Annotated in this window: 14 protein-coding genes; 5 read left to right on the plus strand and 9 right to left on the minus strand. The window is 66.4% G+C overall.

Translation table 11 applies throughout. The features are described from left to right. Positions 1-594 precede the first annotated feature (594 nt). A complete protein-coding gene (locus JLK41_RS02305; protein WP_134676142.1) occupies positions 595-1,539 on the minus strand; it encodes an ABC transporter substrate-binding protein in 945 nt (314 codons plus the stop codon). A 762-nt stretch (positions 1,540-2,301) separates the two neighbouring features. On the opposite strand from JLK41_RS02305, the gene gbdR reads away from it, so the two are divergent. Next, positions 2,302-3,396, plus strand: a complete 1,095-nt coding sequence (gene gbdR, locus JLK41_RS02310) for a choline metabolism transcriptional regulator GbdR (RefSeq protein WP_037049985.1) — start codon at positions 2,302-2,304, stop codon at positions 3,394-3,396. Between the two features lie 94 nt (positions 3,397-3,490). Here gbdR and JLK41_RS02315 read toward each other — a convergent pair whose 3' ends face one another. From JLK41_RS02315 to JLK41_RS02345, 7 genes are all read right to left on the minus strand, one after another. Further along, the gene (locus JLK41_RS02315) at positions 3,491-3,742 is read right to left on the minus strand and encodes a hypothetical protein (RefSeq protein WP_037049983.1); all 252 of its coding nucleotides are present in this window, start codon (positions 3,740-3,742) and stop codon (positions 3,491-3,493) included. 45 nt (positions 3,743-3,787) lie between these two features. Continuing rightward, entirely contained in the window at positions 3,788-4,561 is a 774-nt protein-coding gene (gene etfB / locus JLK41_RS02320) for an electron transfer flavoprotein subunit beta (protein ID WP_037049981.1), read from the minus strand. Positions 4,562-4,635: 74 nt separating this feature from the next. Then, complete coding sequence (gene etfA / locus JLK41_RS02325) at positions 4,636-5,865, minus strand: electron transfer flavoprotein subunit alpha (protein ID WP_037049978.1); 1,230 nt, start codon at positions 5,863-5,865, stop codon at positions 4,636-4,638. An 88-nt stretch (positions 5,866-5,953) separates the two neighbouring features. After that, positions 5,954-7,915, minus strand: coding sequence for a (Fe-S)-binding protein (dgcB, locus tag JLK41_RS02330; RefSeq protein WP_210390258.1), 1,962 nt, complete (start codon positions 7,913-7,915; stop codon positions 5,954-5,956). Between the two features lie 114 nt (positions 7,916-8,029). Continuing rightward, on the minus strand, positions 8,030-10,090 hold the full coding sequence (dgcA, locus tag JLK41_RS02335) for a dimethylglycine demethylation protein DgcA (protein WP_037049972.1): 2,061 nt from the start codon (positions 10,088-10,090) through the stop codon (positions 8,030-8,032). 89 nt (positions 10,091-10,179) lie between these two features. Next, a complete protein-coding gene (locus tag JLK41_RS02340) occupies positions 10,180-10,710 on the minus strand; it encodes a DUF5943 domain-containing protein (RefSeq protein ID WP_037049967.1) in 531 nt (176 codons plus the stop codon). 147 nt (positions 10,711-10,857) lie between these two features. Continuing rightward, positions 10,858-11,835 carry a dipeptidase gene (locus JLK41_RS02345; RefSeq protein WP_037049964.1) on the minus strand — a complete coding sequence of 326 codons (978 nt, stop codon included), beginning with the start codon at positions 11,833-11,835 and terminating at the stop codon, positions 10,858-10,860. Positions 11,836-12,322: 487 nt separating this feature from the next. Here JLK41_RS02345 and JLK41_RS02350 point away from each other — a divergent pair, with 487 nt between their 5' ends. From JLK41_RS02350 to JLK41_RS02365, 4 genes are read left to right on the plus strand one after another with little or no spacing between them, the layout of a single operon-like run. Beyond that, positions 12,323-12,805 (plus strand): formate dehydrogenase subunit gamma, encoded by a 483-nt coding sequence (locus JLK41_RS02350; protein WP_150607715.1) that lies wholly within the window; start codon positions 12,323-12,325, stop codon positions 12,803-12,805. Continuing rightward, entirely contained in the window at positions 12,799-14,358 is a 1,560-nt protein-coding gene (locus JLK41_RS02355; RefSeq protein ID WP_210390259.1) for a formate dehydrogenase beta subunit, read from the plus strand. The genes JLK41_RS02350 and JLK41_RS02355 overlap by 7 nt, the downstream gene beginning before the upstream one ends. Then, positions 14,355-17,231 carry a formate dehydrogenase subunit alpha gene (gene fdhF / locus JLK41_RS02360; RefSeq protein WP_037049957.1) on the plus strand — a complete coding sequence of 959 codons (2,877 nt, stop codon included), beginning with the start codon at positions 14,355-14,357 and terminating at the stop codon, positions 17,229-17,231. Before JLK41_RS02355 ends, fdhF begins: the two co-directional genes overlap by 4 nt. Continuing rightward, positions 17,228-17,449 carry a formate dehydrogenase subunit delta gene (locus JLK41_RS02365; protein WP_037049955.1) on the plus strand — a complete coding sequence of 74 codons (222 nt, stop codon included), beginning with the start codon at positions 17,228-17,230 and terminating at the stop codon, positions 17,447-17,449. Before fdhF ends, JLK41_RS02365 begins: the two co-directional genes overlap by 4 nt. A gap of 8 nt (positions 17,450-17,457) precedes the next feature. Here the strand turns inward: JLK41_RS02365 and JLK41_RS02370 are convergent, their stop codons facing one another. Then, positions 17,458-18,408: a GlxA family transcriptional regulator gene (locus JLK41_RS02370; RefSeq protein WP_134676134.1), complete on the minus strand. Its 951-nt coding sequence runs from the start codon at positions 18,406-18,408 to the stop codon at positions 17,458-17,460. Between the last annotated feature and the right edge of the window lie 133 nt (positions 18,409-18,541).

Raw genomic sequence — 18,541 nt, forward strand, 5'->3', positions numbered from 1 at the left:
CGGGGGGCCAGCGCTTGTTCTGTTCTTCGGTCCGGGGCGGAGGGCCCCGGTCTGCCGCTCTCTCTTGAGATGCGGCAGCGACGTCATCGGCTGACTCAACGATATAGTCTTGGGGTCTGCGCAATTGTCGATTTGCGACCCTGACGTGTTGGGCGACGACATACCCCATCACGTGGTGTGCATTCCCGTCGTTCTGACGTTTTCCGGGCTCCCGATTCCACTGCTCGATGCGCTCTCGAACCGTTTCCGGGCAGGTGCCGGGAGACGGTTTCGAGCGCGTGCCTTAAAAACCTTAACAGACTTTTTTACCCCTTGGCCAAGGCTGGAAGCCGCGCCGGGCGTGGTTCTTGCCCTTCCAGAGTGGCTCAGGCAGCGTATCGCGGGGGCTGTGGCGATGTTGAAAAAAATTTACAGAAAGGTGCATTCGCCCACCCCGTGGCGAGTGAAAACGGCTATCGGTTCGAGCTGACTCGGGAGTCACCCGGGCCGCGGAACCGCGCTGCGCAGGAACGCGTCGGCGAAGGTGCCTGGGTTTTCTTGTGTTCTTGGAAGATGAGTGATTTTTATCGCTTATTCTCGTCTTTTCGCCGTTTTTCAGTTGCTGGAGGCCAAAGGCGTGTCAAAGGCGGTGGTAATCGGCCCGCCCTGGTAGCGGGTGACGCCTTCGAGCCAGCTGGCCACTATCTGCGGGTTCTCCTCGATCCATTGCTTGGCTACGCGCCGGCGGTTGGTATTGCCTTCCAGTACCGCACTCATCAGGTGGTTCTCCGCCGAGATGGTGAAGGTCATGTTGCGAAACAGTCGCGCCAGGTTGGGGCATTGCCGGCTGAAGTCGCCCCGGGCCACGGTATTGACCTGGGCGGCACCGTAGTTGGCGCCGAAGAAGTCGTCACCGCCTGCCAGGTAGTTCATTTTCAGACGCTCGTTCATGGGGTGCGGTTCCCAGCCGAGGAAGACCGCCCACTTGTCCAGGCGCTGGGCGCGCTCGACATGGTTGAGCATGCCGCTCTCGCTGGACTCCACCAGGGTGAAACCGGCAAGGCCGAAGGTGTTGTCGCGGATCATTCCCTTGACCATCTCGTTGCCCTCGTTACCGGGCTCGATCCCGAAGATCTGCCCGCCGAGCTGGTCCTTGAAGCGGTGGATGTCGGCGAAATCCTTCAGTCCGGCCTCGTAGCCTGGCGTCAGCACGGCCAGGGTGTAACGCACCGTCGGCAGGTTGGTGTGCAGTTTTTCGATCTTGCCGCTGTCGAGGTGGTTCTGGACCAGGTCGGCCTGTGCCGGCATCCAGTTACCGAGGAACACATCCAGCTGACCTTCCGACAGGCTGCGATAGGTATCGGGCAGGGACATGCGCTGCACCTGCGTGCGATAGCCGATCTCACCGAGTACCAGACGGGCCACCGCGGTGGTCATGGTGATATCGGTCCAGCCGACATCGCTCAGGCGTACCAGCTCGCAGCGTGCATCTTCGGCGGCTTGCAGCGTGGCGGAGCAGAGCAGGGTGGTGGCGAGCAGCAGCGGGCTAAGTCTGTTCATGAGCAGTCCTGTGTGCGGGGTGGCCAGAGATGGGTAGATCCTCTTGCGGTGCAGCGCGTGCGGGCTATTTCGTAGCAAGAGACAGGCCGCCGGGCCGCCTGAAAAACGACCTCCGCATGCCGAATCGAGACGTGGCCGGTGCGCCTGCCGCGGCGCCGCGCTCGGGCATGCCGGGGTCGGTGTCAGGCGTGATGCGGATGGTGAAAACCCGATCATGGGCAGCGTGCGGCGAGCAGATGTGCAGCCGGATTCCGGTGCGCCTCGGGTCGACGCTGTTCGCGTTGCACAGGCGTCACGCGCGCGGCCTCGCGGGGCTTCGAGAGGTGCGTTCAGATGTGCCGGCGCGTGCTGATCCTTGCTGGTGCAAAGTCGCCCCAGATGGCCCTCTTTCGCGAGATTTTGGTGCGGCCGATACGGGCGTGAGGATCATGCAAAATGACCGGTCGGTCACGGCTGTTACCGGGCGAGCGTTACTGCGCGAACGGCGCCCCGTAGCACGTTGTCAGACGAGTGCTACCGAAATGCTCAAACCCTCTGCCCTCTTGGCTTTGCGCGTGCCTGGGTCGCCTCTTTCCAGGCCGTCTGAGCCGGCATTTTCGCGGTGTGCGTCGCGCGCGATTTATTTTTGAACGCGTAATCAATTTAGGCATGGCCTTTGCGTGAATTTGCATAGCTGCGCGGGTCCCTTGATCGGCGGCAGAACTAGAAGAGAGCCCCTCCTCGAGCGGGGTTCATACCGTGCTTGGCGTGAGGTGTTCATCGATGTCGCAGTTAGGCCAGGGGGGACAACCCCAGAATCGCGTTTCTCAGTCCATCGGCTTCCTGCTTCTGGACAACTTCACCCTGATTTCCCTCGCCTCGGCGGTGGAACCGCTGCGCATGGCCAACCAGCTTTCCGGCAAGGAACTGTTCCGCTGGCACACCCTGACCCACGACGGTCAGCCGGTCAGCGCCAGCGACGGCCTGCAGATCACCCCGGACACGGCCATGCACAACGCGCCGGCGCTGGATGCGGTGATCGTCTGCGGCGGTGTGGACATCCAGCACAGCGTCAAGCGCGAGCACGTCAGCTGGCTGCAGCTGCAGGCGCGCCAGGGCCGGCAGCTCGGTGCGGTGTGCACCGGCAGCTGGGCGCTGGCGAAGGCCGGCCTGCTCGATGGCTATGACTGCAGTGTGCACTGGGAATGCCTGGCGTCGATGCAGGAAGCCTTCCCGCGTGCGGCCATCACCACGCGCCTGTTCTCCATCGATCGCAATCGTCACACCAGCTCCGGCGGTACCGCGCCGATGGACATGATGCTGCACCTGATCGGCCAGCAGCATGGTCGTGAACTGGCCGCCGGCATCTCCGAGATGTTCATCTACGAACGCATTCGCAACGAACAGGATCATCAGCGCGTGCCGCTCAAGCACATGCTGGGCAGCAACCAGCCGAAGCTGCAGGAAATCGTCGCCTTGATGGAAGCCAACCTGGAGGAGCCGATCGACCTCGACGAACTGGCCTGCTTCGTCGACATCTCCCGGCGCCAGCTGGAGCGCCTGTTCCAGAAATACCTGCACTGCTCGCCGTCGCGTTACTACCTCAAGCTGCGCCTGATTCGCGCACGCCAGCTGCTCAAGCAGACCAGCATGTCGATCATCGAGGTCGCCTCGGTCTGCGGCTTCGTCTCCACCCCGCACTTTTCCAAGTGCTACCGCGAGTACTTCGGTATTCCGCCGCGTGACGAGCGCGCGGGTCAGCAGGGCAACAACCTGGTGGTGCTGCTGCCGATCCCCGATCAGCAGGTCAACTCCAGTGCCGTGCTGGCGCTGAACCGAGCCCAGGGCGAGTCGACCTTCGCCAGCGTGCGCATCTGACTGCGCGGCAAAGAAAAAGGGGCGCCAGTGGCGCCCCTTTTTTTGCCCCTCCCACGCAGCAGGAGTCTGCTGGGAGGCAGCTTTGCTGCAGCGCTCAGCTGGGCTTGGGCACCAGCGCCGGCAGCAGATGCCGGCTGATGGCCTCGCGCACGTTGGGCAGCAGGGTGGCGCTGCCGCCCAGCAGTTCTTCCACCAGGCGCCGCAGGGCGATGGCGCGCTCGGCGCTGAGCCCGCTGACGGCCAGCTCGCAGGCCTGCTCCGGCGAGGCGCCCGGGGGGATGTTCAGGCCCAGGGCGATCAGGTGTTCGCGGAAGTCTTCCTGGTCGATCAGGTCGGCATGCATCATGGTCGTGGCTCCTCTTGGCAGCGCAGGTCGTCGTTCAGCCGCCTGCTAGCGCAGTACGCCTTCTTCGATCAATAGCTTGAAGATAGCCTCTGCGCCTTCCTGTGGCGAGACATCCTTGAGCACCTGACCGCCGCCGCCACTGGCCTTGGCCGTCGCGGCCTTCATCCGTTCGGCACCGGTCTTGGCCTTGATCACCTTGAGCCGCTTCGGGCGCGGCCTGGCCGGTTGCAGGCTGGCTGCGGCCAGCAGCGGGTCGTCCACCACCGCGACTTCATGCGCCTCGATCAGGCCGCGTCGGGCCGGGCCGAAGGCACTCTGCCGCGCCACGGGGGCGGCGTTGTCGACGCTGGCGACGCATGGCAGGCGGACCTTGAGGCGTCGCCGCTGGCCACGGGGCAGGGCTTGCAGTACCTGCGCCACGCCATTCTCGACCTTCTCCACTTCGGCCAGGCCGACCACCATCGGCCAGCCCAGGTGCTCGGCGAGCAGGAACGGCAGCATGCCCGACCCCTCGCCGGTTTCCGCCTGGCTGCCGGTCAGGACCAGCTGGGTACGGCTGCCTTGCAGGTAGTCGACCAGCAACGGCAGGGCGTCGGCGCCCTCGGTCTGTTCGAGGACGTCGAGCTGCTCCAGGCCCATGCCCAGGTAGCCGCGCAGCGCTTCGGCCTGTGGGTCGCCGGCATGCAGCAGTTGCAGATTCTGTCCGGCCAGGCGCAGGCCGAGTTCCACCGCGCGGGCGTCCTGTTCGGCGCGGCGCGCCCGTCCCGAGGTCGGGTGTGCGCCAACCGAAACCAGGGCGACGATATTCAGATCAGGCATGGCTCCCCCTTGGCCCGGATGCACTCCGGGGATGGGTTGTGAGGGCTGCGGATTGCATCCGGGCTACGCAGGTTTCAGGCTGCATCGCGCTTGCCCTCCTGGCGCCAGGCGGCGACACGTTCGATCAGCGCCTGGAGGATCAGCGCCGAGTCGCCGATCACCGAGAGGTCGGCACGTTTGATCATGTCGCAGCCGGGGTCCATGTTCACCGCCACCACCTTGTCGCAGGCGCCGATGCCCTGCAGGTGCTGGATGGCGCCGGAGATCCCCACCGCAACGTACACGCGGGCGGTAACCCAGGTGCCGGTGGCGCCGACCTGGCGGTTGCGCGGCATGAAACCGTCGTCCACCGCCACGCGCGAGGCGCCTTCGGTGGCGCCCAGGGCAACTGCGGCCTGGTGGAACAGTTCCCAGTCCTTCACGCCGTTGCCGCCGGAGAGGATGAACTCGGACTCGGCCATGGGAATCTGCGCCGGGTCGACGGCGACGGAACCGAGGTCCTCGATGCGTGGCAGGCTCTGCGCGATCTTGCTGCTGAGCTCCAGCGGGCGCGCCTCATGACGCGTTTCGCTGACCGGCTCGGCGCATTCGGCGGCGGCCAGCAGCAGCCGGGGCAGCGCGCGCTGCAGGTCCTGCTGGCCGCTGCCGGCACGGCCGGTCACCTGTTCGCCAGCTACCTGCCAGACGCGGGTGGCCGGCCGCTCGCCGAGCTTGGCGGCCAGGCGTCGGCCCAGCTCGCCACCGCCGGTGCGGCTGTCGGGCAGCAACCAGTGGCGCGGCGCCAGTTGCGCCTCGACGGCGCTGAGGGCGAGCACACGGGCCTCCGGCGCATAGCCGTCGAAGGTGTCGCCGGCGATGCGCAGGATGCGGTCCACGCCGGCGGTATCGAAGGCGCTTTCCTTGTCGTCACCGAACAGCACGGCGACCACTGCACCGCCATCGGCCGCCAGCTTGTGGGCCAGGCCGAGCAGGTCCTTGTCGTGGCTGGAGAGGCGGCCGCCGACCATGTCGGGCACCACCACGATGTGGTAGGCCGGTTGCTCGACCACGTGCAGCGGCAGCTGCACCTCCACGCTGGCGCTCTGTCGTTTGCCACTGGTGCCCTGCTGGGCGCCGCTGCGGTCGATGCGCTTGATGCCGGCCGGGCCGATGAAGCCGGCCGCCAGCGCGTGCGGGTTCTTGCGGATGATGCCGTTGGGGCCCATCCAGCTGGTCTCGGCCTTCTGCATCGACGCATGCAGCGGATGCAGGCGGTTGCGGGCGATCCACTCGGCGCGTGGGTCGCGGCGGATGATGTCGCTCATTGCATGGCCTCCAGGCTGTGCGTAGGGCGGGTGCAACCCGCCGGACAGGTGCTGACGGGTTGCCCCCGCCCTGCGTCGCTCGCGTTCATCACTGCACCTCCGCGGCTGCACGCAGGGCGTTCGGGCGCTTGGCCGGCACTTCGGTGGGCTCGATCAGCACCTCGGCGACCAGTTCGGCGATGTCCTTGATTTCCGGGCGTGGGGCGACCACGCCTTCGAGCATCGCCGTGCACTGCGGGCAGCCGACGGCGACCAGTTCGGCGCCGGTTTCCCTGATGTCGACCATGCGCATGTCGGGGATACGTTGCTTGCCGGGGATGTCGGTGATCGGCGCGCCACCACCGCCGCCGCAGCAGCGCGAACGGAAGCCCGAACGTTCCATCTCCCTGACCTCGATGCCGATGGCCCTGAGCACCGCGCGCGGCGCTTCGTACTCGCCGTTGTAGCGGCCCAGGTAGCAGGGGTCATGGTAGGTGACGCTGGCGGCCTTGCTCTGCCCGAGGTTGAGCGAGCCATTGCGCACCAGCTCGTCGATGAAGGTGCTGTGGTGCAGCACCTGGTAGTTGCCGCCGAGCGCGCCGTACTCGTTCTTCAGTACGTGGAAACTGTGCGGGTCGCAGCTGACGATGCGCTTGAAGCGGTACTTGGCCATGGTCGCGATATTGCGCTTGGCCAGGTGCTGGAAGGTCGCCTCGTCACCCAGGCGACGGGCCACGTCACCGCTGTCGCGTTCTTCCAGGCCGAGCACGGCGAAGTCGACACCGGCGGTCTTGAGGATCTTCACGAAGGCGCGCAGGGTGCGCTGGTTGCGCATGTCGAAGGCGCCGTCACCGACCCAGAACAGCACGTCGGTCTCGCCCTTGTCGGCGAGCAGTGGCAGGTTCAGGTCGGCGGCCCAGTTCAGGCGGCCGCCCGGGTTGAAACCGCCGGGGTTGTCGGTGGCGATCAGGTTGTCCAGCACCTCGGCACCCTTGTTCGGCGTGGCGCCTTTCTCCAGGGTCAGGTGGCGACGCATGTCGACGATGGCGTCGACGTGCTCGATCATCATCGGGCATTCCTCGACGCAGGCGCGGCAGGTGGTGCACGACCACAGCGTTTCGGCATCGACCAGCGCCTTGCCGTGCAGCGAGACGATCGGCTGGTGCGGGCCGCCGCTGTGTTCACCGAGCGGTTTACCGGGGTAGGGGCTGCCGGCGAACTTGGCGTCGTTGCCGCCCGCCAGGCCGATGACCATGTCCTGGATCAGCTTCTTCGGATTCAGCGGCTGGCCGGCGGCGAAGGCCGGGCACATGGCCTCGCACTTGCCGCACTGCACGCAGGCGTCGAAGCCAAGCAGCTGGTTCCAGGTGAAATCGCTGGGCTTTTCCACCCCCAGCGGTGCTTTTGGGTCGTTCAGGTCCAGCGCTTTCAGGCCGCTGGAGCGGCCACCACCGAAACGCTCGGCGCGGCGGTGCCAGGCCAGGTGCAGGGCACCGGCGAAGGCATGTTTCATCGGCCCGCCCCAGGTCATGCCGAAGAACAGCTCGGACACGCCCCAGGCCACGCCAACGGCAAGGAGGATGGCCAGAACCCAGCCACCGAAACCGGCGGGGAGAATGCCGGCCACCGGCAGGGTGGCGATGAAGAAGCTGGCCGCGAACATCAGCAGGCTCTTCGGCAAACGCATCCATGGGCCTTTCGACAGGCGCGACGGCGGGTCCAGACGACGCTTGGCGACGAACAGGGCGCCGCTGAACATCAGCACGGTGGCCGCCAGCAGGGCGAAGCCGAGGATGCGGTTGTGCAGGCCGAAACCGTGCACGAGGATGGCCAGCACGGCTGCCAGGACGAAGCCGCCGGCGGTGGCGACGTGGGTCCTGGACATGTACTTGTCGCGTTCGACCACATGGTGCAGATCGACCAGGTAGCGGCGCGGCATCTGCAGCAGGCCGCCGATCCAGTCGACCTTGGCCGGCCGGCCACGGCGCCACATGAAGAAGCGCTTCAGCGCGCCCAGCACGGCGAGGCCGAGGGCGGCGAAGAGCAGGATGGGAAGTAGAGTGCCAAGCATGGTGAAGCTCCCGCAAGGGTCTTGTAGGAGCTGGCTGGCCAGCGATTCGGACGCGCGAGCAACGCAGTCACGTCATCGTCTGTCGCCGGCAAGCCGGCTCCTACAGGAGGCTGCTTAAAAGTCTTTACAGAGCCGCAGGGCGTCGTAGATCGCCGCGTGCACGTTACGCTGCGCGACGCAGTCGCCGATGCGGAACAGCAGATAGCCGTCGCCCGGCTCGGAGAGGCAGGGCTGCGGCTTGATCGCGAACAGCGCCTCGACGTCGATCTGGCCCTTGTTGCGCGAGCCTTCCTTGAGCGCGTAGTAGAGGCCTTCGTCCGGACGCACGCCGTTCTCCACCACCACCTGGTCGATCACGCGTTCCTCTTTCTGGCCGGTGTACTCGTTCTCGAGTACCGCCACCAGCTTGTCACCCTCGCGGTAGACCTTCTCCAGCATCATGTCACCGGTCATGATGACTTCCTTCGGATACAGGCTGCGGTAGTAGGTGGGGAAGGTGGTACCGCCCATGGCCACGCCCGGCTTGATGTCGTCGGTGACGATCTCGACCTGCGCACCCTTGTCGGCGAGGAAGTCGGCCACCGACATGCCGGTGAATTCGCAGATGGTGTCGTACACCAGCACGTTCTTGCCCGGTGCGACCTTGCCTGCCAGCACGTCCCAGCTGCTCACCACCAGCCCTTCGGCGGCGCCCCAGTGTTCGTTCTGCTCGAGGAAGGAGTGGCCGCCGTTGGCCAGCAGCACGACATCCGGGCGCAGGTCGAGAATGGTCGCCTCGTCCGCCGGAGTGCTCAGGCGCAGGTCGATGCCCAGGCGCGCCAGTTCCAGCTGGTACCAGCGGGTGATGCCGGCGATCTGGTCACGCTGCGGCGCCTTGGCTGCCAGGGTGATCTGCCCGCCCAACTGGTCCTGCTTCTCGAACAGGGTCACGTCGTGGCCGCGCTCGGCGGCGACGCGCGCCGCTTCCATGCCGGCCGGGCCGCCACCGACGACCACCACCTTGCGCTTGGGCCCGGTGGTTTTCTCGATGATGTGCGGCACGCCCATGTATTCACGGCTGGTCGCGGCGTTCTGGATGCACAGCACGTCCAGGCCCTGGTACTGGCGGTCGATGCAGTAGTTGGCGCCGACGCACTGCTTGATCTGGTCGACCTGGCCCATCTTGATCTTGGCGATCAGGTGCGGGTCGGCGATGTGCGCGCGGGTCATGCCGACCATGTCGACATAACCGCCCTCGAGGATGCGCGTGGCCTGGTTCGGGTCCTTGATGTTCTGCGCGTGCAGCACCGGCACCTTGACCACTTCCTTGATCCCGGCCGCCAGGTGCAGGAAGGGCTCCGGCGGGTAGCTCATGTTGGGGATGACGTTGGCCAGGGTGTTGTGGGTGTCGCAGCCCGAGCCGACCACGCCGATGAAGTCGATCATGCCGGTGGCGTCGTAGTAGGCGGCGATCTGCTTCATGTCCTCGTGGGACAGGCCGTCCGGGTGGAATTCATCGCCGCAGATGCGCATGCCCACGCAGAAGTCGTCACCGACCTCGGCGCGCACGGCCTTGAGCACTTCCAGGCCGAACTTCATGCGCCCCTCGAAGCTGCCGCCCCATTCGTCGGTACGCTTGTTCACCCGCGGCGACCAGAACTGGTCGATCATGTGCTGGTGCACGGCGGACAGCTCGACGCCATCCAGGCCGCCTTCCTTGGCGCGGCGTGCGGCCTGCGCGTAGTTGCCGATCACGCGCCAGATTTCCTCGACCTCGATGGTCTTGCAGGTGGCGCGGTGCACCGGCTCACGCACGCCGGACGGCGACATCAGGGTCGGCCAGTTGAAGCCGTCCCAGCGCGAGCGACGACCCATGTGGGTAATCTGGATCATGATCTTGGCGCCGTGCTTGTGCATGGCGTCGGCGAGATTCTGGAAGTGCGGGATGATGCGGTCGGTGGACAGGTTCACCGAGCTCCACCATTCCTGCGGGCTGTCGATGGCCACCACCGAGGAGCCGCCGCAGATGGCCAGGCCGATGCCGCCCTTGGCCTTCTCTTCGTAGTATTTGACGTAGCGCTCGGTGGTCATGCCGCCATCGGTGGCGTAGACCTCGGCATGCGCGGTGGAGAGCACGCGGTTGCGGATGGTGAGCTTGCCGATCTGGATCGGCTGGAACATTGCTTCGAAGGCCATTACGGCATCCTCACGGTAAGCGCTGTAGCGGTTCCGCTAGAGGGCTGCCGTCGCGGCTGAGGCCCTCTCGCGGATTTCTTATGGGTGACTCAGAGTGGCCGGGTGATGAACAGCCCGTCGTCATGGCCTTCTTCGGAGCCGCTGTATTCCTGCACGGTGACGGTGCGGATCGGGCTGCCCTTGGCGGCCAGGATCTGGTCGATGGCGCCGGAGAACCAGCCGGTGAACATGTAGTCGACCTTGCGGTTCACCTTGCCGTACACGTAGACGAAGGCCGAATGCTTGAGCTTGACCTCGGCGTAGCCGGTCTCCAGATCCAGCTTCTGCGTTTCGAACAGGCCCCAGCCGCGCTGCGACAGGCGCTTCATGTAGTGTTCGAACACCGCCGCGCCTTCGATGCCGTGGCACTCGGCTTCCTTCTCGCACCAGTGCCACGCGGACTTGTAGCCGGCCTTGTAGAGGATCTCGGCGTACTTGTCGGCGCCGAGCACTTCCTCGATGCCCATGTGGTTGTTGACGAAGAAGTGGCGCGGCACATACAGCATCGGCAGCGCGTCGGTGGTCCAGACGCCGGTTTCGTCGTCGACCAGGATGGGCATTTCGGGGGCGTGGGTGGACATGTTGGCAACTCCGGAATCAGGTTGTAGGTAGGGTGGATGGCGCTTCATCCATCCACCGCAGCGTTAAGCCCGCCGCGTGCGGGGTTGGTGGATGAAAGAAGCTTCATCCACCCTACGAGATGCAGTCGATTGATTATCGTGGAGGGCTTACTCGCCCCAGACATCAGCCAGAACGCGTACCCAGTTCTCGCCCATGATCTTGCGCACCACGCGCTCGGAATGGCCGCGCCCCAGCAGGGTCTCGGTGAGGTTGGGGAATTCGCCCACGGTGCGGATGCCCAGCGGGTTGATGATCTTGCCGAAGTTGGTCAGGCGACGGGCGTAGCCCTTGTCGTGGGTCAGGTACTCGAAGAAGTCCTGGCCGTGGCCCTGAGTGAAGTCGGTGCCGATGCCGATGGCGTCTTCGCCGACGATGTTCATCACGTACTCGATGGCTTCGGCGTAGTCGTCGATGGTCGAGTCGATGCCCTTGGCCAGGAACGGCGCGAACATGGTCACGCCGACGAAGCCGCCGTGGTCGGCGATGAACTTCAGCTCTTCGTCGGACTTGTTGCGCGGGTGCTCCTTCAGGCCGGACGGCAGGCAGTGGGAGTAGGTGACCGGCTTCTTCGATTCGAGGATGACCTCCTCGCTGGTCTTGGAGCCGACGTGCGACAGGTCGCACATGATGCCGACGCGGTTCATCTCGGCGACGATCTCGCGGCCGAACCCGGACAGGCCGCCGTCACGCTCGTAGCAGCCGGTGCCGACCAGGTTCTGGGTGTTGTAGCACATCTGCACGATGCCGACGCCGAGCTGCTTGAACACCTCCACGTAGCCGATCTGGTCTTCGAAGGCATGGGCATTCTGGAAGCCGAAGAGGATGCCGGTCTTGCCCAGTTCCTTGGCCTTGCGGATGTCGGCGGTGGTGCGTACCGGCATCACCAGGTCGCTGTTCTCGCGGATCAGCTTGCTGCTGGCGGCGATGCTGTTGACGGTGGCCTGGAAACCCTCCCACACGGACACGGTGCAGTTGGCGGCGGTCAGGCCACCCTTGCGCATGTCTTCGAACAGTTCGCGGTTCCATTTGGCAATGATCAGACCGTCGATGACGATGCTGTCGGCGTGCAATTCGGCTGGGCTCATCAGGCTGTCCCCTTGGGTTCTTCTGCGCCGAATCGACTGTCGGCGCTTTGGGGGGAGCATATCCCTGGGACTTTGGGCGCTATCGCGTAAAAACGACTGGGGTATTGCCGAAAACGTCAAACCGGTCGCGGATAGACATGCGGGCTTCGCTGCGCCGCTTTCGCGTCTGCCTGGCGGGCTCCGGGCCATGGCGTGCTCACGATGACGGGCGCGATGGCGCGGCGAATCCTGTCGTCAACGCCTATAAAGGATGAGTGTGGCAGTGCTTCGTCGCCGGGCGTCGGTTTCAGTATGTGCGGCGTCGCTGCGGTGCAATCCCGCCGGTGCGGGAATGGCAAGCTCAGCCAATGCCCAGGCGCGTGCGCGCAGATGCACCGCCCTGGCCATCTTCGATGGTGATCGGCCCACAACCGTGGCGGGCCGCTCGCCACAGCCGAAACCTCCAGGCCCCAAGAACAACAACGGCCTGTGACAGAGGAACGCTGTAATGCCTGATGAGACGCTTCACCTGCCTTTGATCCAAGGCGTTCTGCACGCGCACAAGGACACCCCCGGCGCCCTGCTGCCCGTGCTGCACGCCATCCAGGACGGTATCGGTCACATACCGGATATCGCCATCGGCGAGATCGCCCATGCCCTGAACCTGACCCAGGCCGAGGTGCTCGGCGTGATCAGCTTCTACCACGACTTCCGCCGCGTCGCGCCGGCCAGGCACATCCTGCGCCTGTGCCTCGCCGAGTCGTGCCAGAGCCGTGGTGCCAAGGCGCTGGCCGCCCAGGTGCGCGAGCACCTCGACCTGGATGACCACGGCTCCAGCGCGGATGGCCAGATCAGTCTGCGCCCGGTCTACTGCCTGGGTGCCTGCGCCTGTTCTCCGGCGCTGGAGCTGGATGGCCAGGTGCATGCGCGGGTGACGCCGCAGCGCCTGCACGAACTGGTCGAAGGCTGCCTGGAGAAAGAATCATGCTGACGCTCCATGTTCCCTGCGATTCGCTCGCCCGCGCGGTGGGTGCCGACCTGCTGGCCGAGGCCCTGCGCGAGGAGGCCGAGCGCCGCCAGTTGCCGCTGGAGATCCGCCGCAGCAGTTCGCGCGGCATGTACTGGCTGGAGCCATTGGTGGAGGTCGACAGCGCCGAAGGGCGCCAGGGCTTCGGCCCGTTGTCTGCCGACCAGGCCGGCGCGCTGCTCGATGCCCTGACCGATGCCGGCAACCCGGCGCCGGCTGCCGTCGGACTGGTCGAGGCGCTGCCGTTCATCCATAGCCAGCAACGACTGATCTTCGCCCGTGCCGGTCTGACCCGGCCCACGGCGCTGGAGGACTATTGCGCCAGCGGCGGATTCGCGGGGCTGACCCGCGCCATCGGCATGGACGGCGACGCCATCGTCACCGAGGTGCTCGATTCCGGGCTGCGCGGGCGTGGCGGTGCGGCCTTCCCGGCCGGCATCAAGTGGCGCACCGTGCGCGGTGCCCAGGCCGTGCAGAAGTATGTGGTGTGCAACGCCGACGAAGGCGACTCCGGCACCTTCGCCGACCGCATGCTGATGGAGGGCGACCCCTTCGTGCTGATCGAGGGCATGGCGATTGCCGGCCTGGCGGTCGAGGCGAGCATGGGCTACATCTACGTGCGCTCCGAATACCCGCAGGCCGTGCAGGTCCTGCGCGAGGCCATCGAGGTCGCCCGCGCAGCCGGCTGGCTCGGCGCCGATGTGGGCGGCAGTGGCCGTGCCTTCGACCTGGAGGTGCGTGTCGGCGCTGGCGCCTACATCTGCGGCGAAGAGACCTCACTGCTCGAATCCCTCGAGGGCAAGCGTGGCACGGTGCGGGCTAAGCCGCCGCTGCCGGCGCTGCAGGGGCTGTTCGGCCAGCCCACGCTGGTGCACAACGTGCTGACCCTGGCCTCGGTGCCGGTCATCCTGGCGCGTGGCGCCGCCTTCTACCGCGATTTCGGCATGGGGCGCTCGCTCGGCTCCATGCCGTTCCAGCTCGCCGGCAACGTCCGCCAGGGCGGCCTGGTCGAGCGCGCCTTCGGCCTGACCCTGCGCGAGCTGGTGGAGGATTACGGCGGCGGGACCGCCAGCGGCCGGCCGATCAAGGCGGCGCAGGTCGGCGGCCCGCTGGGCGCCTGGGTGCCGCCGGCGCAGTTCGACACGCCGCTGGATTACGAGGCCTTTGCCGCCATGGGCGCGATGCTCGGGCACGGTGGCGTGGTGCTGGCCGATGACAGCCTGGACATGGCGCAGATGGCGCGTTTCGCCCTGGCGTTCTGCGCCGAGGAGTCCTGTGGCAAGTGCACGCCCTGTCGCATCGGCTCCACCCGCGGCGTCGAGGTGGTCGACCGCCTGCTGGCGGCCAGCGATGACGCTGCCCGTGACGAGCAGGTGATCATCCTCAAGGACCTGTGCGACACCCTGACCCACGGCTCCCTGTGCGCCCTGGGTGGAATGACGGCCTTTCCGGTGAGCAGTGCGCTCAAGCACTTCCCCGGCGACTTCGGGCTCAAGACCTCGGAGGCAGAACAATGATCAGCTACTTCGACCCCGCCACGGACACCGACTTCGGCACCCCAGCTCGCGAGAGCGAGGTGCAGGTCAGCCTGAACATCGATGGACGCAGCATCAGCGTGCCGGCTGGCACCTCGGTGATGCGCGCCGCCGCGATGCTCGGCACCAGCATTCCCAAGCTCTGCGCCAGCGACAATCTGGAAGCCTTCGGCTCCTGCCGCATGTGCCTGGTCGAGATCGAGGGCATGCGCGGCTACCCCGCGTCCTGCACCACGCCGGTCAGCGAGGGCATGGTGGTGCGTACCCAGACCACGAAGCTGGCGACCCTGCGCCGCAACGTGATGGAGCTGTACATCTCCGATCACCCGCTGGACTGCCTGACCTGCTCGGCCAACGGCAACTGCGAGCTGCAGACCGTCGCCGGCCAGGTCGGCCTGCGCGAGGTGCGTTACGGCTACGAGGGGGCCAACCACCTGAGCGAGGCCAAGGACGTCTCCAACCCCTACTTCGACTATGACCCGAGCAAGTGCATCGTCTGCAGCCGCTGCGTGCGGGCCTGCGAGGAGGTGCAGGGCACCTTCGCCCTGACCATCGACGGGCGTGGCTTCGACTCGCGGGTGGCGGCGGCGGGGGGCGAGGATTTCCTCAGCTCCGAATGCGTCTCCTGCGGCGCCTGCGTGCAGGCCTGCCCGACCGCGACACTGATGGAAAAGAGCGTGGTCGAGAAGGGCCAGCCCGAGCGCAGCGTGATCACCACCTGTGCCTACTGCGGCGTCGGTTGCTCGTTCCGCGCCGAGATGAAGGGCGACGAGCTGGTGCGCATGGTGCCGGACAAGAACGGCCAGGCCAACCACGGCCACTCCTGCGTCAAGGGGCGCTTCGCCTGGGGCTATGCGACCCACCCGGATCGCATCACCAAGCCGATGATCCGCAAACGCATCAGCGATCCGTGGCAGGAGGTCAGCTGGGACGAGGCGGTGACCTACGCCGCCAGCGAGTTCCGCCGCATCCAGCTGGCCTACGGGCGTGACTCCATCGGTGGCATCACCTCCAGCCGCTGCACCAACGAGGAGGTCTACCTGGTGCAGAAGCTGGTGCGAGCCGGCTTCGGCAACAACAACGTCGATACCTGTGCGCGCGTCTGCCACTCGCCGACCGGCTACGGCCTCAAGCAGACCCTCGGCGAGTCGGCCGGCACGCAGAACTTCGATTCCGTGATGCAGGCCGACGTGATCCTGGTGATCGGCGCCAACCCCACCGACGCGCACCCGGTGTTCGGCTCCCAGCTCAAGCGCCGCCTGCGTCAGGGCGCACGGCTGATTGTCATCGATCCGCGGCGCATCGACCTGGTGGATTCGCCGCACGCCCGCGCCGAGCTGCACCTGGCGCTGCGTCCGGGCACCAACGTGGCCATGCTCAACGCGCTGGCGCACGTCATCGTCAGCGAGGGCCTGCTCGACCAGGCATTCATCGACGCGCGCTGCGAAGCCGCGGACTTCGCCCGCTGGAGCGCCTTCGTCGGCCAGGCGGAGAATTCGCCGGAGGTGCTCGGCCCGGTCTGTGGCGTCGAGCCGCAGCTGATTCGTCAGGCGGCGCGCCTGTACGCCACCGGTGGCAATGCGGCCATCTACTATGGCCTGGGCGTCACCGAGCACAGCCAGGGCAGTACCACCGTGATGGGCATCGCCAACCTGGCCATGGCCACCGGCAACATCGGCCGCGAAGGCGTGGGGGTCAACCCGCTGCGCGGGCAGAACAACGTGCAGGGTTCCTGCGACATGGGCTCCTTCCCGCACGAGCTGCCGGGTTACCGGCATGTCTCCAACGCCGAGGTCCGCGCCCAGTTCGAACAGGCCTGGGGCGTCACCCTGCAACCCGATCCGGGCCTGCGCATCCCCAACATGTTCGAGGCCGCGCTCGGCGGCAGCTTCAAGGCGCTGTACTGCCAGGGCGAGGACATCGCCCAGAGCGACCCCAACACCCAGCACGTCACCGCCGCGCTGTCGGCGATGGAATGCGTGGTGGTGCAGGACATCTTCCTCAACGAAACCGCCAAGTTCGCCCATGTGTTCCTGCCGGGCAGTTCCTTCCTCGAGAAGGACGGCACCTTCACCAACGCCGAGCGGCGCATCTCGCGGGTGCGCAAGGTGATGGAGCCACTGGCCGGCAAGTCCGACTGGCAGGCCACCATCGCCCTGGCCGAGGCGCTGGGCTACCGGATGGACTATCAGCACCCGGCGCAGATCATGGACGAGATCGCCAGCCTGACGCCGACCTTCGCCCGCGTCAGCTACGCCGAGCTCGACCGTCACGGCAGCCTGCAGTGGCCGTGCAACGATGCCGCGCCGGACGGTACACCGACCATGCACATCGACCAGTTCGTGCGGGGCAAGGGGCGTTTCATGCTCACCGGCTACGTGCCGACCGAAGAGAAGGTCAACAGCCGCTTCCCGCTGCTGCTCACCACCGGGCGCATTCTCAGCCAGTACAACGTCGGCGCGCAGACGCGGCGTACCGACAACGTCGCCTGGCACGAGGAGGACCGCCTGGAGATCCACCCCAGCGATGCCGAGAGCCGCGGTATCGGCGACGGCGACTGGGTCGGCGTGGGCAGCCGCTCCGGGCAGACCGTGCTGCGCGCGCGGGTCAGTGAGCGCGTGGCGCCGGGGGTGGTCTACACCACCTTCCACTTCCCGGAGTCCGGCGCCAACGTGATCACCACCGACAACTCCGACTGGGCGACCAACTGCCCGGAGTACAAGGTCACGGCGGTGGAGGTCACCCGGGTCTACCAGCCTTCGGAGTGGCAGAAACGCTACCAGGCCTTCAGTGACGAGCAGCGGCGTCTGCTCGCCGAGCGGCGCAGGCAGGAGAAAGCGGAGGTGCGTCGATGAGCGCCGAGAACCTGGTCAAGATGGCCAATCAGATCGCCCAGTTCTTCGCCACCGAGCCGGATAGGGAGCAGGCGGTCAAGGGGGTTCATCAGCACCTGCAGAACTTCTGGACGCCGGCGATGCGCATCGAACTGATGGCCTGGCAACTGGAGCGCCACGGCGAGAACCTGCACCCCCTGGTGCAGTCCGCGCTGGCCGAAATGGGCCGCTCCGTCTAGCACCCCGCTCAGGCGTGGGACGGGTGCTCGTGCCTGTCCCTGCTTGGCGTGCTGCCGAAGTGCGCCTTGTAGCTGCGGGAGAAGTAGCTCGATGACTCGAAACCGCAGGCCAGGCTCACCTCGAGCACGCTGAGATCGCTCTGGCGCAGCAGCTGGCGCGCCTTGTCCAGGCGCAGGCCGAGATAGAACGCCGACGGCGTGGTCGCCAGGTGGTGGCGGAACAGACGCTCCAGCTGGCGCACGCTGACGCCGACGCGCTCGGCCAGCACCTCGCCGCTCAACGGCTGCTCGCTGTGGCGCTCCATCTCGCCGATGACGCGGATCAGCTTGCGGTTGTGCAGGCCATAGCGGCTGGCCACCTGCATGCGCTGGTGGTCCAGGCGCGTGCGGATGCGGCTGACCACGAACTGCTCGGAAACCTGCACCGCCAGGGGCTCGCCATGGTCCTGGGCGATCAGCCCGAGCATCAGGTCGAGGCTGCTGGTGCCGCCGGCACTGGTGATGCGCCGGCCGTCGATCTCGAACAGCTCCTGGGTCACCTGCAGCGCCGGATAGCGTTCGCGGAAGGCGTCGATGGCTTCCCAGTGCAGGGTCAGGCGCTGCTGCTGGAACAGCCCGGCCTCGGCCAGCACGAAACTGCCGGTGTCGATGCCGCCAAGCACCTTGAGCTCCGTTTCGCAGCGTTGCAGCCAGTGCGTCAGGCGACTGTCGTGGTGGGCCAGCGGGTCGAAACCGGCGACCACGAACAGCGCCTCGGTCGCCTCCACCAGTTCCAGTGCTCCGTCGACATTCAGCGACATGCCGTTGCTCGCCGCCACGGCGGCGCCGTCGCGGCTGAGCAGGTGCCAGCGATACAGGTCGCCGCGAAAGCGGTTGGCCACGCGCAATGGCTCGATCGCCGACATCAGGCCCATCATGGAAAAGCCGGGCAGGAGCAGGAAGCAGAAGGTCTGGGTCATCGTCGCTCCGCGCGTCTGCGCCAGGGAAGCAGGCGCAGATGTCGCATAAAACAGGTCGTCATAGGTCAAGTAATTGTCGAATAAGTTCGAATATTCTGCCAGTGGCCGGCGTAAGGTGGTGTCATCGGGAGAC

It is taken from the genome of Ectopseudomonas khazarica (assembly GCF_017915135.1).
GTDB lineage: Bacteria > Pseudomonadota > Gammaproteobacteria > Pseudomonadales > Pseudomonadaceae > Aquipseudomonas > Aquipseudomonas khazarica.